The following is an 18,178-nucleotide window of genomic DNA, read 5'->3' as shown; positions in this document are numbered from 1 at the left end:
TAGTAGCATGAAATCGATATATAAAATAGTAACTTTAGCGGGTGTAGCTGTTTTGACTACGTCTTGTTTTAACAAAGAGCGTCCTAACTATCAGTTTATACCAAATATGTACGAATCAGTTGCATATGAAACATATTCTGAAGTTCCTACTACTGTTTTTAAAAATGGTAAGGAAGGACAACTTCCTGCAGAAGGATCTGTACCTCGTGGATTTCAACCGGAGGAGTATGCTGATACTCCAGATGGTTTAGCAGAAGCGAGACTACATTTGAAATCGCCTTTAACTGCAGATGAAAAGGATTTAGAGAAAGGTAAAGAGTTGTATGCAATTTACTGCTCAGTTTGTCACGGTGCAAAAGGAGATGGAAAAGGTAACTTGGTGAAAAGAGAAAAATTCTTAGGTGTTCCTAACTATCACGATAGAGAACTGACTGAAGGAGGTGTCTACCACGTTATTACTTATGGTTTGAATTCAATGGGAGCGCACAAGAATCAAATGACTCAACACGAACGTTGGTTAGTTACTGATTATGTGCTTAAATTGAAATCAGAATAATAAATTGTAAAACTTAGTTGAAAGTTTAGATATGTACACATTATCAAAAAATTTGAAAACCTTTGCGTTCGTCCTTATGGCTCTTGGAATTATAGGGATCGCGTATGGGTTTTTCAGTGCACCAAAGACGACTGCTGAAGTAGAGCAGATTTTAAATGAGCAAGCGCACCATGATGGAGGACATCATGCGGACCATAGTGAGGTGTCGGATGCAGATCACGACGCTCACCAAAAACATTTAGAGCATGTGTTAACTCAGATGCAAAATAAACCTTGGACAGCTGTTTATGTAGCTTGTATTTTCGTAATGCTTGTGTCTTTAGGGATTCTCGCGTTTTACGGAATCAATTACGCTGCTGCTGCAGGTTGGTCGCCAGTCCTTTTCCGCGTTATGGAAGGATTAACGGCTTACCTTTTGCCAGGTTCGATTATTTTCTTCTTATTGTTAATCGCAAGTGCTGCGGGAGGAAACCACCTATTTATTTGGATGGATCCAGCTGTAGTAGAACACGATATACTAATTAAGAATAAAACAGGATATTTAAATATTCCTTTCTTCTTTATAAGAGCAATCATTTTCTTAGGTGGTTGGAACTTATATAGAATCTATATGAGAAAGCAATCGTTGAAATTAGACGAAACAGGAGATTTAGCTTTTCACAAGAAAATGTTCAAAGCTTCTGCTGGTTTCTTAGCTTTCTTTATTGTTACTGAATCTATGGCTTCTTGGGACTGGATCATGTCTATTGATACACACTGGTATAGTACATTGTTCGGATGGTATGTATTCGCTAGTTTCTTTGTAACTGGTATTACAGTAATTGCATTCTCTACGTTGTACTTGAAAAGCAAAGGTTATCTGGAATTTGTGAATACAAGTCACATTCACGATTTAGCTAAATTTATGTTTGGTTTAAGTATTTTCTGGACTTATCTTTGGTTCTCACAATTTATGTTACAGTGGTACTCTAACATTCCAGAAGAGGTTACTTACTTTATCTTCAGAATTCAAGAGTATAACTTACCATTCTTCGGAATGTTATTGTTGAACTTTGTGTTGCCATTATTATTGTTAATCAACACAGATTTCAAACGCTTATCTTGGATTGTTGTTATGGCTGGTACTTGTATTATTGTAGGTCACTATTTAGACTTCTTTATTATGATCAGTCCTGGTACAGTTGGTGGATCTTGGTTTATCGGTGTTCCTGAAATTGCAGCGTTAATGTTCTTCATCGGATTATTTATCTATGTTGGGTTTACTGCAATCTCTAAAGCTCCATTATTAGCTAAGAACAACCCGCTAATTGAAGAAAGTAAACATTTTCATTATTAATAATTAAAAATAAACCAATGACTAGTTTATTAATAGTAGCGATAGTTGTATTATTGGGAATTGCAATATGGCAATTGACTAAGATATTTGATCTAACGCAAGTAGGATCAGGTCCGAATGACTATGCATCTCAAGTAGCTAATGAGAAAGATAATAACGTACACGGTTATATTACTTTCGCTTTCTTAGCTTTCATCTATGTATTCACCATCTTTTGTTTAGTAGAATATGGAAGTTTTCCTTTAATGAGTGATTCTGCATCAGAACACGGAAAAACGGTTGATAATCTAATGTGGATTTCAATGGGATTGATTTTCTTTGTTCAGATTGTTACGCAGTTTTTATTACACTACTTCGCATTTAAAGGACGTGGTATTAAAGGAAGAAAAGCAAGATATTTTTCTGATAATGATAAGTTAGAAGCAGCTTGGACTATCATCCCAACAATTACATTAACAGGTTTAATCCTTTATGGATTATTTGCTTGGAATGATATTATGTTTGTTGACGAAGAAGAAGAAGTAATCAATATCGAAGTGTATGCAAAACAATTCGGATGGGATGTACGTTATTCTGGTGAAGACAATACATTAGGAAAAGCGAACGTTCGTTTCATTAAAGGTGTAAACGTAGTTGGTGTGGATATGGCTGACCCTAACGCACAAGATGATAAAATGGCAAAAGAACTTCACTTACCAGTTGGAAAGAAAGTTGTTTTAAAATTTAGATCGCAAGACGTTTTACACTCCGCTTATTTACCTCACTTTAGAGCACAGATGAACTGTGTACCTGGTATGGTTACTCAATTCGCTTTTGTACCTAGCGTTACAACAGAAGAGATGAGAACTCGTGAAGGAATTGTTAGCAAAGTGAATAATATTAATAATATTAGAGCGGAAAGAAGTCAAGAATTAATCGCTGAAGGACATGAGCCTTTAGATCCATATACATTTGATTACTTATTATTATGTAATAAAATTTGTGGAGCTTCTCACTACAATATGCAAATTAAAGTAGTAGTTTCAACGGAAGATGAATTCAAGACTTGGTTAAAAGAGTTACCAACTTTAGCAGATCAAGTAGCTGCCGAAAATGGTGCTAAAGAAGAAGAAGTTACTGCTCCTGCTGAAACAGAAGTTGTTACAGAGGCTGTTGAAACTGAAGCTATCGCTCAAGTAGTACAATAATTCACGTATTAAATTAAAACTTATACTATGTCAGCAATAGGACACGAAATAATTAATGATCACGATCACGATCATCACGATAAAGGAAATTTCTTTACTAAATACGTATTTAGTTTAGACCACAAGATGATTGCTAAACAATACTTGATTACAGGTATTATTATGGGAATCATTGGGATTGTAATGTCCCTTTTATTTAGAATGCAAATCGCGTGGCCAGAAGAATCTTTTCAAGTATTCAAATGGTTATTAGGTGATAAAATGGCTCCTGATGGAGTAATGCGAAATGATATCTACCTTGCTTTGGTTACCATGCACGGAACAATCATGGTATTCTTCGTATTGACAGCTGGTTTAAGTGGTACGTTCTCGAACTTACTTATTCCTTTGCAGATTGGAGCACGTGATATGGCTTCAGGATTCATGAACATGTTATCTTACTGGTTCTTCTTTGTTTCTGCTGTATTAATGGTTATCTCATTATTCGTAGAAGGTGGACCTGCTTCTTCTGGATGGACAATTTATCCTCCATTGAGTGCATTGCCACAAGCAATTCCAGGATCTGGTTCAGGGATGACACTTTGGTTAATCTCCATGGCTATCTTCATCGTTTCTTCTACAATGGGATCATTAAACTACGTTGCAACTGTAGTTAACTTGAGAACAAAAGGAATGACAATGACTAGAATGCCATTGACAGTTTGGGCATTATTCGTTACGGCTATTATCGGTATCGTATCGTTCCCAGTTCTTTTATCAGCTGCTTTATTATTGATTTTCGATAGAAGCTTCGGTACGTCATTCTTCTTATCAGATATTTACTTAGCTGGAGAAGTTTTACATTACCAAGGAGGTTCGCCAGTTTTATATGAACACTTATTCTGGTTCTTAGGTCACCCTGAGGTATATATCGTAATCTTACCAGCGATGGGAATTACTTCAGAGATTATCGCAACTTCAGCTCGTAAACCAATCTTTGGTTACCGCGCGATGATTGCTTCAATTTTAGGTATTGCTTTCTTATCAACTATTGTTTGGGGTCACCACATGTTCGTTTCGGGTATGAACCCATTCTTAGGATCTGTGTTTACTTTCACAACCTTGTTGATCGCAATTCCTTCTGCAGTAAAAGCATTTAACTATATCACGACTATTTGGTCTGGTAATATTCAAATGAACCCTGCGATGTTATTCTGTATTGGATTCGTTTCGACATTCATCACTGGAGGTTTAACAGGGATTATTTTAGGAGACTCAACATTAGATATCAACGTACACGATACGTATTTCGTTATTGCTCACTTCCACTTAGTAATGGGTATCTCTGCGCTTTACGGAATGTTTGCTGGTATCTACCACTGGTTCCCTAAAATGTTCGGTAGAATGATGAATAAAAACTTAGGTTATATTCACTTCTGGGTAACTGCTGTTTGTGCGTACGGAGTATTCTTCCCAATGCACTTCATCGGATTAGCGGGTCTACCTCGTCGTTACTACTCAAACACAGCTTTCCCATTATTTGACGAGTTCTATGATGTGAACGTATTAATTACGGTGTTTGCTTTAGTAGGATCGGCTTTCCAATTGGTATTCTTATGGAACTTCTTCGTTAGTATTTTCTACGGTAAGAAAGCACCTCAAAATCCTTGGAAATCAAACAGTTTAGAGTGGACTACGCCAGTAGAGCACATCCACGGAAACTGGCCTGGTGAATTACCAGTTGTTTACAGATGGCCTTATGACTATAGTAAACCTGGTTTACCAGAAGATTATGCCCCTCAAACAATGCCTTATATTGAAGGTGAGGAGCAATTACATCACTAAACTTATTTTTAGTTTAAATACAAAAAACGCCATTCAAATTTGAATGGCGTTTTTTTTGTATCCCTTTTTTTGATCTATCTTTGTTTTATGAATGAACATTTAGATCCTACAACGAGACATTTCAACCAGGAGGAATTTGACGTTGAAAAAAAATTAAGACCCTTGTCTTTTGACGATTTTGCGGGTCAGGATAGTGTTTTGGAAAACCTGAAAATTTTCGTGGCAGCTGCAAATCAACGGGGTGAAGCACTAGATCACGCGCTGTTTCACGGTCCTCCGGGATTAGGTAAAACGACATTGGCAAATATCTTAGCGAATGAGTTGAACGTAGGTATTAAAATCACTTCTGGACCTGTGTTGGATAAACCAGGTGATTTAGCTGGACTCTTAACCAATTTGGAGGAGAGAGATGTCTTGTTTATTGATGAAATACACCGGTTAAGTCCCATTGTTGAAGAGTATTTGTACTCAGCGATGGAAGATTTTAAAATTGATATTATGATTGAATCAGGGCCCAATGCACGCTCGGTTCAAATTCACTTGAATCCCTTTACTTTAGTGGGGGCTACCACTCGTTCCGGTTTACTTACCGCACCGATGCGTGCGCGTTTTGGTATTCAAAGTCGTTTGCAGTATTATTCTAAAGAATTGTTAGCGACGATTATCGAACGTAGTGCCTCTATTTTAAATGTACCCATAGATCTCGAAGCAGCTATTGAAATTGCAGGACGTAGTAGAGGTACCCCGCGTATCGCTAACGCATTACTGCGTAGGGTGCGTGATTTTGCTCAAATTAAAGGTAATGGAAGTATTGATGTAGCAATCTCTAAATATGCCTTAAATGCGCTCCATGTGGATGCTAGAGGGCTAGATGAGATGGATAATAAGATTCTCTCGACAATTATCGATAAGTTTAAAGGAGGACCTGTTGGCTTATCTACCTTGGCCACAGCTGTATCCGAAAATGCTGAGACACTGGAAGAAGTGTATGAACCCTATTTGATTCAGGAAGGTTTTATTATTCGTACACCTCGTGGTCGCGAAGCAACGGAATTAGCATTTAAACACCTTGGACGATCCAAAGCGATGGGTGGGCTTTTTGATATGTAAGTAGTTATGGATAAAAAATCTCACTATGCCGAGCTGATTAAAGCCGAAGCCAAGCGTTTGGGGTTTATGTCTTGTGGTATATCGAAAGCTGGTTTTCTAGAAGAAGAAGCCCCTCGTTTGGAGCAATGGCTGAATGCCAAAATGCATGGGAGTATGCAATACATGGAAAATCATTTCGATAAGCGATTAAACCCAACGTTATTGGTAGAAGGGGCGAAAAGTGTTGTTTCACTCTTGTTTAACTATTATCCCGAGCGCGTACAAGCAGAAGGAGCGTATAAAATTTCAAAATACGCCTATGGCGAAGATTATCACTATGTAGTCAAGGATAAGCTAAAAGAACTCCTGCATTTTATTTACGAAAATATTGGCGCCGTCGATGGACGGGCTTTTGTTGATTCTGCACCGGTTTTAGACAAAGCTTGGGCGGCAAAAAGTGGATTGGGATGGGTTGGTAAAAACAGTAATCTCATCTCGAAACAAGTAGGGTCCTTCTTTTTTATTGCCGAATTAATTATTGACTTAGAGCTGGAACCTGACGGTGCAACCACAGATCATTGTGGCAAGTGCACCCGATGCATCGATGCCTGTCCTACTGGCGCAATAGAAAGCGCTTATATCGTTAATGGATCCAAGTGTATTTCTTATTTTACCATCGAATTAAAAGACGATATTCCCGCTGAGTTAGCTGGGCAATTTGATAACTGGATGTATGGTTGTGACGTCTGTCAAGACGTTTGTCCGTGGAATCGCTTTTCTAAGCCTCATAACGAACCTCGATTTACTCCTAACGAGGCGTTAATGAACTACTCGAACAGCGAGTGGGAAGAACTTACAAATGAGGTTTTTAATGATGTTTTTAAAAAATCCGCAGTAAAAAGAGCAAAATACCAAGGTTTAGTACGGAATATTAAATTTTTAAAGGAATAAAATTCTAACAATAAATTATCTTTAAAAAGAGGTAACTTTGTTTATTCGGTTAAAAGTATTTTTATGAATAAAGAAAGCTTACGTAGGGAAGCGTTGTTATATCACGCAAAACCAACACCTGGAAAAATTCAAGTAGTACCTACAAAAAAATATTCTTCTCAAAGAGATTTAGCACTGGCTTATTCGCCAGGAGTAGCTGAACCATGTTTAGAAATTGCAAAAGATGTAAATAACGTTTATAAATATACAGCAAAAGGAAACTTAGTTGCTGTTATCTCCAACGGAACAGCCGTTTTAGGATTGGGTAATATCGGTCCAGAAGCGTCAAAGCCCGTAATGGAAGGAAAAGGACTGTTGTTTAAGATCTTTGCAGATATTGATGTTTTTGATATCGAAGTAGATACAACGGATATCGATACGTTTATTGAAACCGTAAAAAACATTGCGCCAACGTTTGGAGGAATCAACTTAGAAGACATCAAAGCACCAGAATCTTTTGAAATTGAAAGAAGATTAAAAGAGGAATTAAATATTCCAGTGATGCACGATGATCAACACGGAACTGCCATCATCTCTGCTGCTGCTTTACTGAATGCTTTAGAATTAGCAGGCAAGAAAATAGAAGAAGTGAAAATGGTCGTATCTGGAGCAGGGTCTGCTGCAATCGCTTGTGCTAATCTATATGTTGCCTTTGGGGTAAAGCAAGAGAATATCTTAATGTTCAACAGTAAAGGGGTATTGAAGAAAAGCGACGATCGCATTTCGGATATGCAACGTGCATTTGCTGTGGATTACGACATTTCTTTACTCGATGCAATGAAAGGAAGCGATGTGTTTATCGGTCTTTCTACTGCAGATGTTGTTACACCTGAGATGTTGTTAGGTATGGCAGACAATCCTATCGTATTTGCTATGGCTAATCCAAAACCTGAAATAGATTACAACTTAGCGGTTCAAACGCGCAAAGACGTGATTATGGCTACGGGTAGATCGGATTATCCGAACCAAGTGAATAACGTGTTGGGATTCCCTTATATCTTTAGAGGAGCTTTGGATGTTCGCTCAACAAAAATCAACGAAGAAATGAAGATGGCTGCAGTGGTTGCTTTAGCTAAATTAGCAAAAGAGCCTGTGCCTGAACAAGTAAATATCGCCTACGGAGAGACAAAGTTAAGCTTTGGACGTGAGTACATCATTCCAAAACCATTTGATCCTCGTTTGATTGCTGTTGTTCCACCAGCGGTAGCTAAAGCAGCAATGGATTCTGGACTTGCAGAAGCGCCGATCATGGATTGGGATAAATACAAACAAGAGCTTGAAGAACGCATGGGATCCGACAATAAGTTGGTGCGTATGTTGTTCAATAGAGCTAAAATCGATGCGAAACGCGTTGTGTATGCTGAAGCAGATCACTTAGATGTATTAAAAGCTGCTCAAATTGCATACGAAGAGGGTATTGCTATCCCTATTTTACTAGGAGATAAAGAAACTATCGTAGAATTGAAAAAAGAGATTGAGTTTCATGCAGATGTGGAAATCATCGATCCTAAAGGAGAAGGCGAGAAGGAAAGAAGAGCCATATTTGCCGATTTATATTGGAAAACGAGACAACGCAAGGGAATTACGCAATATGAAGCATCAAAATTAATGCGCGAACGCAATTATTTTGCTGCAATGTTGGTTAATACAGGACAAGCAGATGTTTTGGTAACAGGATATTCTCGTAGCTATCCAACAGTTGTGAAACCAATTTTGGAGTTAATTCCACGCGCTCAAGGCGTAGATAAAATTGCGACAGCTAACTTGATGATGACCAAAAGAGGCCCGATGTTTTTAGCTGATACTGCCATTAATCCAAATCCAACAGCGGAAGAATTAGCTAAGATTGCGGTTATGGTGGAGAAAACGGTGAAAATGTTCGGATTGGATCCCGTAATTGCGATGTTGTCTTACACGAACTTCGGTTCTGCTGAGCATACATCTCCAACGAAAGTAAGAGAAGCCGTGAAAATTTTACACGAAAATCACCCTGATATGGTGGTTGATGGTGAAATTCAAATGGACTTTGCGTTGAATAATGATATGCTCAAGTCTAAATTCCCTTTCTCAAAACTTGTCAATAAAAAGGTAAATACTCTTGTTTTTCCAAACTTGGATTCCGCAAATATTACGTATAAAATGTTGAAAGAGTTGAATAAAGCCACTTCAATAGGACCAATTATTATGGGACTAGAAAAGGCAGTTCACATCTTCCAATTAGGGGCAAGTGTTGATGAAATGGTCAATATGACAGCCGTTGCTGTGGTAGATGCTCAAGTAAGAGAGAGCCGCAAGAAAAAATAAAAAACTAAAATGAAAATCTTCCTTGGTTTGCCGATCATTATGTTAGTAAATAGTTAAAATTATTTACTATTTTTGATGAAAATTAGATACTATGATTGCGCAGATTCAAGGAAGATTAATTGAAAAAACACCTACCGAAGTAATTGTGGATTGCCACGGGGTAGGTTATCAAATAAATATATCACTGTATACATATTCACTTATAGGAAATTCTGAAAACCTAAAGCTGTATACTTTTCTTCAAATTAAAGAAGACGCGCATACCTTATTCGGATTTATTGATAAAGTAGAGCGCGAGCTATTTAAGCTTCTTATCTCCGTATCTGGAGTTGGTGGAAATACCGCCCGTAATATTTTATCTTCTACAACACCCAAAGAATTATTGCAGATGATCGCCAATGCTGACGCAAAAGGTATTCAGCGTATTAAAGGAATTGGGGTAAAAACAGCACAACGAATTATTCTTGACTTACAGGAAAAAGTGCTGAAACTGTATAATATTGATGAAGTTTTACCGACAATTAACAATACAAATGCCGATGAAGCGTTATCTGCTTTAGAGGTGCTTGGTTTTGTTCGCAAAACAGCTGAAAAAGTGGTGGATGCTATTTTGAAAGCAAGCCCTGAGGCTTCTGTTGAAGATATTATTAAACAAGCATTAAAAAAATTGTAAGTCTTGGGAGATTTCTTTGTTTTTCACCGAAAGTTAGCGTTGTGTTTACTTTTTCTTGTGTGTAGTGTTCTACCTGGAACTGCACAGAATACGCCATTGAATCAACCCAATGATTCTCTTCCACAACCTGCTTATGATTTTGGTAAAGTAGAATTGCCTGATCCCGAAATTATCAAAGAATCTTATCGGTATGATCCCCTTACAGATCAATATTACTACGCCAAAGTAGTAGGCGATTACAATTTGAGTCTACCGCTTATTCTCACGCGTAAAGAATATGAAAAAATATTAATGCGAGCAGAAATGCGTCGCTATTTTTCGCAAAAATTCAATGCTGTTAACGGAACACTTGAAGATGAACAAGCGCAACGCGATATGTTACCGCGTTATTACGTGAATTCAAAATTGTTTTCAGGAATCTTCGGCTCCAATGAAATTGATGTAAAACCTACAGGATCCGTTGAGTTTGATATGGGAATTCGCCATACTAAACAAGAAAATCCATTGATGTCTAGTCGAAATAGAAAGTCAACGACTTTTGATTTTGACCAGCGAATTAGTATGGGACTGCAGGGAATGGTTGGAACACGTCTAGCCGTGAATGCGAATTATGATACACAAGCGAGTTTTGACTTCCAGAATATTATGAAATTGGAGTACAGTCCCGATGAAGATGATATTGTTCAAAAAGTAGAAGTAGGTAACGTGAGTATGCCAATCAGCGGATCGTTAATTCGCGGTGCTCAGAGTCTATTTGGAGTGAAAACCGAATTGAAATTTGGAAAAACGACCATTACAGGTGTCTTTTCTGAACAAAAATCTCAAACAACGTCTGTCAATGCAGAAGGAGGAGGAATGTTAGAAGATTTCGAACTGTATGCGTTGGACTATGATGAAGATCGACACTTCTTCTTGTCACAATACTTTAGAAGTAAGTATGACGAAGCATTGAAAAATTATCCTTACATCAATTCAAGGGTCAGAATTACACGCGTGGAGGTTTGGGTAACCAATCGCTATAATCGCGTGAGTCAAACTAATAATAACCTGAGAAACATCGTGGCAATCCAAGACCTTGGAGAGGGGTTTTTACGCAATGCGAAACCTGAGATGATTTTCTCACCACGCGTTGATCCTGCTGCCTTTGTATTGAATAAAACCATTGATGCACCAGTAGATAACAAGAATAACCAATATGACCCAGGGAAAATAGGAAGCAACTATTTGACTCCGTCAATTCGAACTTCAGGAATTGGAGGAAGTGGTTTTACAAATAATGTACAAGAAGGATTAGACTATGCTCGTTTGGAAAGTGCGAGAAAATTGAGTCCTAATGAGTTTACTTTCCATCCGCAATTGGGGTATATCTCCCTGCAACAACGCTTGTCTAATGACGAGGTGTTGGCGGTAGCTTTCCAGTATACCATTGGAGATAAAGTGTATCAAGTAGGGGAGTTCGGTACAGATGGCGGAAGTTCAAATGTCGATACGAATATTCCAGGGCAAACAGATCCAGATACAACAGTGCCTTTAGCACAAGCACTTGTCGTAAAAATGCTGAAGAGTTCATTAACTTTAACAAGTGCACCAGTTTGGAATTTGATGATGAAAAATATTTATCAGATTCCAAATGCCATGAATATTTCACAAGATAAGTTTCGCTTTAACTTACTCTATACCGATCCTAGTCCGCTTAACTATATTAGCCAAGCGGGGGACACACCACTTCCAGAAGGAGTGGAACGTACGCCTTTGTTAAAAGTTTTTCACTTAGACCGTTTGGACTCGTCTAATAACCCGCAAAATGGAGGGGATGGGTTTTTCGACTATTTGCCACAAGGTAGTGCAGCAAATGGGTTAGATCCTAGTACGGGGAGCTTTAACAATAACAACAACGGCGGATATGGTGGAAATAGTGGCTATGGCGGTTATGGGAATAGCTCCAACCAAAACCAGTACAACAGCAATACTTTTGATGGTATAACTATTGATGCGATAAATGGACGTATCATCTTTACTACTGTTGAGCCATTTGGTTCACACCTGTTTAACAAATTAAAGGGCAAAGTAGAGGAAGACTATGATACACAAGCTAGCTATAATAGCAACCAAAAGAAATATGTGTTTAGAGAACTATACGCTAATACAAAATCATCTGCTATTCGCAATCAAAGTAGCAAGAATAAATTCCAATTAAAAGGAAAGTATTCGAGTGTAAGTGGACAGGGGATTCCAATCGGAGCTTTTAATATTGCACCTGGATCTGTAGTGGTTAATGCAGGTGGACGAATTTTGACAGAAGGGGTAGATTATACCGTTGACTATACAGGAGGACGTGTGATGATCCTCGATGAAGCGTTGTTGGCATCTAATACTCCTATTAATATTTCGGTTGAAAACAATACGATGTTTGGACAGCAAACTAAGCGTTTCTTCGGATTAAATATTGATCATCAATTTAGTAAAGACTTTAAAATTGGTGGTACGTTCTTGCGTTTGTCAGAAAAACCAATGACACATAAAACGGTTTATGGCCAAGAATCTGTAAACAACACTATTTGGGGGCTCAATATGCAGTACTCAACGGAAGTTCCTTTCTTAACGAGAATGGTGAATAAGTTGCCGAATATTGATACCGATGTAGAATCGCGTATTTCACTAAGAGGAGAATTTGCCTACTTACAACCAGATGCTTCGAAGAACGATCAGATGAATGGGGAAGCAACCGTTTATATTGATGATTTTGAAGGCGCGCAATCGCGTATCGATATTCGTTCTCCTTTGGCTTGGAAATTGTCGAGTACACCCGTAGGCTTCTTTAAAAAAGATAGTAATACTTATGAAGATCCCAATCAGTTACCCCAATCCTTAGAGGATGGATTCCGAAGAGGAAAATTATCGTGGTACACCATTGATCCAACTTTTTATGTCGGTGCAAAACCATCAGGTGTTGGCGATCGTGATATGTCGTCGAATAGAACCAGACGCATTTATAGCGAAGAATTATTTGCAACAAAAGATATTGCTTACGGAGAGAGTAGAGTCATCACAACGTTGGATATGACTTATTACCCAGAAGAAAGAGGGCCGTACAACTTTAACCCAGAATTTTTACAAGGATTGAAATCAAAAACGCCACGTAAAAATTGGGGAGGTGTCATGCGCGGCTTAGCAACAACCAACTTTGAACAGGCGAATATTGAGTTTGTTGAATTTTGGGTGCTAGATCCTTATGTAGGGCGTTCAAATGATGTAATTAACGAAAGAAATGACGGTGAGCTTCGCTTGAACTTTGGATTTATTTCTGAGGATATCTTGCGCGATGGATACAAACAATATGAAAACGGTTTGCCAGGGGTTGGAAGTACGGTAGCAACAATCGAAACGATTTGGGGTAAAGTACCTGCCGCACCTTCTCTAATTTATGCTTTTGATGTTAATTCAGAAAGTAGACGTTTACAAGACGTCGGGTTGGATGGATTAAACGACGAGGAGGAAAAAATAAAATTTAAAGATTTTGCTGGTTTCCCTGATCCTGCAGCGGATAATTTTGTACACTACTTAGATGCAGAAGGAGGAATATTAGAACGCTATAAAGATTACAACGGATTAGAAGGAAACTCCCCTGCTTCTGGAACAAGAGGAGGGAATAATCAACCAGACGCAGAAGATATTGATGGAGACAATACTATGAATACCATCGATGCTTATTTTGAATATGCGGTAAAAATTAAGGCTAATCCAGAAGTGGGTGAAAACTACGTAACGGATATCCGCAATACAACCGCACAGTTAGCTGATGGATCGGTTACACCTGTACGTTGGGTACAGTATAAAGTGCCGATTGACGAGAATGGAAAGAAAATCGGAATGATTGATGACTTTAGATCCATGCGTTTTATGCGTATGTATTTAACGGGATTTGAAAGTGATGTGACGTTGCGTTTCGGAAGTTTGGATTTAGTGCGTTCAGATTGGAGAAGATACAATGCAAGTCTGCAAAATGACAAGGATAATAATCCAATGCCATTGCGGCCAAATACGGGATTTGACGTTACTTCAGTAGGGGTTCAAGATAACTATGACAGAAAACCTATACCGTATGTTGTGCCTCCAGGTGTAAAACGCGAACAGTACTATGTAAACAATACCGTGGTGGCTCAAAATGAGCAATCGCTGTCATTAAAAGTATATCCGGTTGAACCAGGGAAAACACCAGATGGATTAGCACCAGGTGACTCAAGAGGGGTGTATAAAAACTTTAATTTAGACCTTCGTCGTTACAACAAATTACGCATGTTCATTCACGCGGAAGCGCTTGAAAATAGTGCGGTTCGTTTGAGAGATGACGAAATGGTAGCGTTTATTCGTTTGGGAACTGATATTACAGATAACTTCTATCAGATTGAAATACCTTTAAAAGTAACCAATTTAGGAGAATCAAATCCCGATTTGATTTGGCCAGAAGCGAATGAGTTAGAGTTGAGATTAGAGCTTTTAACGAAGTTGAAAGTGCTATTCATGAATGAAGTAGGGAATCAAGAACGGTTAACGGACATCTTCTTTAAAGAAGAAGAAGAGTTGACAAGTGGTGCTTCACGTCCAAATAAATTGCGCTATGGAATTAAAGGAAATCCAAACTTTGGAAACGTTCGCGTAATCATGATTGGATTGCGAAATGATTTGGATCGCGTTGGAGCTACGGGGGATTTAGCAGGAGAGTTCTGGTTTGACGAATTGAGAATGTCTGATATGGATAACAAAGGAGGTTGGGCAGCTACTTTGAGTATGGATGCCAATATCGCCGACTTTGCCAATATATCTGCAACAGGAATGAAACGCACCATCGGATTCGGTGGTTTAGAGCAAGGACCTAACCAAAGAAGTAAAGAAGATTTTAAATCTTATAGCATTGTTACGAATGTCAATTTAGGACAATTACTTCCTAAAGATTGGAGAATTAACCTACCGTTTAATTACGCGATTAGTGAAGAATTTATTGTGCCAGAATTTGACCCTGCCAACCCCGATGTCAAGTTGAAAACAATGAAATCTGTTTCGCCTTCTTCTGCAATGGCAGAAGAAATTGAAAAACGAGCTACAGATTATACCAAGCGTAGAAGCATTAACTTTATTGGGGTTAATAAGCAGAAAAATCCAGAAAGTAAAAAGAGAATATACGACATTGAAAACATCACCCTTTCGCATTCGTATAACGAAGTAATTCACCATGATTTTGAAGTGGAGTCGATGATTGATCAACAAACGCGTTCTTCTTTAGAGTATACCTATAGCTTTGAAACAAAACCGATAGAACCTTTTAAAAAGGTTAACTTTATGAAAGGGAGATATTGGCAGGTATTGAAGGATTTTAACTTCAATTATTTACCGTCAAACATTATGTTTAGCAGTAATATTATGCGTCAATATAACCGTCAACAATATCGATTAATCGATGTAGAAGGAATAGGATTGGATCCGTTGTATAGACGTAATTATTATTTCAATTATAACTATGGATTTAATTTTGATTTGACCAAATCCCTGCGTTTAAACTATGTTGGAGGAAGTAATAATATCGTTCGAAATTACTATGATAGTCAATACAATGTAGTGGAAAGTAATACAATTTGGGACGACTATTTTAATACGGGAGAACCGAATCAGTTTACCCAACAAATAACGTTGAACTACGATTTGCCAATTAATAAAATTCCGTTTTTATCTTTTGTTCGTTCAACGTATGCTTATACGGGAACCTATAACTGGCAACGTGCTTCGGATGCATTTAGTGAAATAGAATTTGAAGGGATCAATTACAGTTTAGGAAATACAATTCAGAACTCGCGCAATCAACAATTGAATACGACCTTTAGCATGGAAACACTGTATCGCTATGTTGGTTTAGTGAAGAGTAATAAAAAGAAACCGACAACAGCGAAGAAAGCAGCCATTGTTCCAGGACAGAAAGTAGTACAAACGAAAGGAGATGAAAAAGAAGGAGCAGGTGCAGCATGGAAAGATTTTGCTGTTGGTTTATTGACGTCTTTAAAAACGGTTCAAATTAACTATTCGGAAAATAGCAGTACGGTTTTACCGGGTTATATGCCAAGTGTGGGATTCTTTGGAACGGCCAAACCAACAATGGGGTTTGTTTTTGGAGATCAATCTGATGTGAGATATAGAGCTGCTAATAATGGGTATCTGACTGATTTCCCTGAGTTTAACCAAGAGTTTACCCAGGTGACAAATAAATCGCTGAACTTTACGGCTAGTTTGAGTCCAGTTCCAGATTTGACTATTGACGTAACAGGGCGAAGAATGAAGTCGGAAAACTATGCCGAACAATTCCAGGTGGTTGATAACGAATACTTATCTCAATCGCCTTATAATTATGGGAATTTCAATATCTCAACGATTATGTTGGGAAGTGCGTTCTCAAGTAATTCACTGGAGTATTCGGCAGCTTTTGAGCAAATGAAAGAAAACCGTTTGATCATTGCCAATCGCTTAGCTACGGCAAGAGGAATTGATTTGAGTAATCCAAATAATATCGATCAAGATGGTTTTCCAATTGGTTACAGCAAGGGCAACCAGGAAGTGTTGTTGCCTGCGTTTTTGGCTGCCTATACAGGAAAAGGTGCGAGTAGTGTATCGACGAGTATGTTTAGAAATATTCCGCTGCCAAACTGGACCATGCGTTATACTGGATTAATGCGCATTCCTTGGATTAAAGATAAGTTTAGAAGATTTTCTCTTCACCATGGTTATACTGCAACTTATGCTTTAGGTTCTTTTACATCGAATTTTGAGTATCAAGCGAATCCAAATGAGATAAATCAATATGGGAATTTCCCTGCGAAAACGGTAGTGAATAACGCAATTCTAACAGAGCAATTCAACCCGTTAATTCGCTTCGATATGGAGACGAATTCAGCAATTAAAATTTTGGCAGAAGTTCGTAAAGACAGAACCTTGGCGTTGAGCTTTGACAACAACCTATTGACTGAGACTACAGGACATGACTACGTGATTGGATTGGGCTATCGCATTAAAAATGTAGGATTTAATTCGATGTATGCCAATAATGGTATGGGAGGACGTATCGAAAGCGATATCAATATCAAGGTCGATCTAACCCTAAGTCAAAGAGAAACTATTGTCCGCTATTTGGATTACAACAACAACCAAGTAGGAGGAGGACAAGATATGTGGAAGTTATTAATCACCGCTGATTATATGTTGAGTAAGAACTTAACAGCCATTTTCTTCTACGATCACTCTTTCTCTAAAGCCGTGATTTCAACCATGTATCCGATAACTAATATTCGCACCGGATTGACGATGCGATATAGTTTTGGAAATTAGTCGAATTTGTTTCGAAATACATAAGTTTATTATACATTTGCTAAAAAATAAATACAAAATGAATTTACCAGCTAATTTAAAGTACACAAAAGACCACGAGTGGGTAGCTATCGAAGGTGATATTGCTACTGTAGGTATTACAGATTTCGCTCAAAGAGAGTTAGGAGATATTGTATATGTTGAAGTAGAGACATTAGACCAAACGTTAGATAAAGACGAAGTGTTTGGTACAGTTGAAGCTGTAAAAACAGTATCTGATTTATTTTTGCCACTATCAGGTGAAGTAATTGAGTTTAACGAAGGATTGGAGACAGAACCAGAATTAGTTAACCAAGATCCTTACGGAGCTGGATGGATGATTAAAATTAAAATTTCTGATTTAAGCGAAGTTGATGCTTTGTTGTCAGATGCAGCATATAAAGAATTAATTGGCGCGTAAGGTTTACTTTTTAATAGGCTTGCTTTGGACGTGTTTCATTATGTATGCATGTTTAGCAGAGGCAAGTGCTATACCTAGTACCTCACTCTTTAATTTTCCAAATAAAGATAAAGTAGCACATTTTACTTTTTATTTTGTTTTCTCTTTGGTTTGGTTTTTGTTTAAGAGCAAAAAAAAACACACAGGGAAGGCGAAAAGAAGAACAGGAATAGTTATCTTTACTATAGCAACGTTCTTAGGTGGATATATTGAATTATGTCAGTATTATTTTACCGAATCAAGAAGTGCAGAATGGGCAGATTTTATTGCGAATTCAATAGGAAGTGCAATAGGAATTTTATTTGGTTTACTTATAACAACGCATAAAAAAAAATAAAGCCCCAGTCTTGGGGCTTTTTTTATTAATAAAAAA

At 37.9% G+C, this 18,178-nt stretch carries 11 protein-coding genes; all 11 read left to right on the top strand.

Annotation, left to right across the window (positions count from 1 at the left end; translation table 11 throughout):
• Positions 1-7: 7 nt before the first annotated feature.
• The 11 genes from ACPDG9_RS07050 (at position 8) to ACPDG9_RS07000 (ending at position 18,142) form a co-directional block, all read left to right on the top strand.
• Positions 8-556, top strand: a complete 549-nt coding sequence (locus ACPDG9_RS07050; protein WP_430527052.1) for a c-type cytochrome — start codon at positions 8-10, stop codon at positions 554-556.
• Between the two features lie 31 nt (positions 557-587).
• Positions 588-1,892 carry a quinol:cytochrome C oxidoreductase gene (locus ACPDG9_RS07045; RefSeq protein WP_430527051.1) on the top strand — a complete coding sequence of 435 codons (1,305 nt, stop codon included), beginning with the start codon at positions 588-590 and terminating at the stop codon, positions 1,890-1,892.
• 17 nt (positions 1,893-1,909) lie between these two features.
• The gene (locus tag ACPDG9_RS07040) at positions 1,910-3,079 is read left to right on the top strand and encodes a cytochrome c oxidase subunit II (RefSeq protein ID WP_430527050.1); all 1,170 of its coding nucleotides are present in this window, start codon (positions 1,910-1,912) and stop codon (positions 3,077-3,079) included.
• 27 nt (positions 3,080-3,106) lie between these two features.
• A complete protein-coding gene (locus ACPDG9_RS07035) occupies positions 3,107-4,903 on the top strand; it encodes a cytochrome c oxidase subunit I (RefSeq protein WP_430527049.1) in 1,797 nt (598 codons plus the stop codon).
• 87 nt (positions 4,904-4,990) lie between these two features.
• Positions 4,991-6,013 (top strand): Holliday junction branch migration DNA helicase RuvB, encoded by a 1,023-nt coding sequence (ruvB, locus tag ACPDG9_RS07030; RefSeq protein ID WP_430527048.1) that lies wholly within the window; start codon positions 4,991-4,993, stop codon positions 6,011-6,013.
• A gap of 6 nt (positions 6,014-6,019) precedes the next feature.
• The gene (queG, locus tag ACPDG9_RS07025) at positions 6,020-6,943 is read left to right on the top strand and encodes a tRNA epoxyqueuosine(34) reductase QueG (protein WP_430527047.1); all 924 of its coding nucleotides are present in this window, start codon (positions 6,020-6,022) and stop codon (positions 6,941-6,943) included.
• Positions 6,944-7,006: 63 nt separating this feature from the next.
• Positions 7,007-9,286: an NADP-dependent malic enzyme gene (locus ACPDG9_RS07020; protein ID WP_430527046.1), complete on the top strand. Its 2,280-nt coding sequence runs from the start codon at positions 7,007-7,009 to the stop codon at positions 9,284-9,286.
• Between the two features lie 91 nt (positions 9,287-9,377).
• Positions 9,378-9,959, top strand: a complete 582-nt coding sequence (ruvA, locus tag ACPDG9_RS07015) for a Holliday junction branch migration protein RuvA (protein WP_430527045.1) — start codon at positions 9,378-9,380, stop codon at positions 9,957-9,959.
• A 3-nt stretch (positions 9,960-9,962) separates the two neighbouring features.
• Entirely contained in the window at positions 9,963-17,327 is a 7,365-nt protein-coding gene (sprA, locus tag ACPDG9_RS07010) for a cell surface protein SprA (RefSeq protein WP_430527044.1), read from the top strand.
• A 58-nt stretch (positions 17,328-17,385) separates the two neighbouring features.
• Positions 17,386-17,766 (top strand): glycine cleavage system protein GcvH, encoded by a 381-nt coding sequence (gene gcvH, locus ACPDG9_RS07005; protein ID WP_115092450.1) that lies wholly within the window; start codon positions 17,386-17,388, stop codon positions 17,764-17,766.
• Between the two features lie 40 nt (positions 17,767-17,806).
• Positions 17,807-18,142, top strand: coding sequence for a VanZ family protein (locus tag ACPDG9_RS07000; protein WP_430527043.1), 336 nt, complete (start codon positions 17,807-17,809; stop codon positions 18,140-18,142).
• The last annotated feature ends 36 nt before the right edge of the window (positions 18,143-18,178 follow it).

It is taken from the genome of Myroides sp. C6-3 (genome assembly GCF_050522425.1).
In the GTDB taxonomy this organism is placed as follows: domain Bacteria; phylum Bacteroidota; class Bacteroidia; order Flavobacteriales; family Flavobacteriaceae; genus Flavobacterium.
This window is presented reverse-complemented; position numbering and strand designations above follow the sequence as displayed.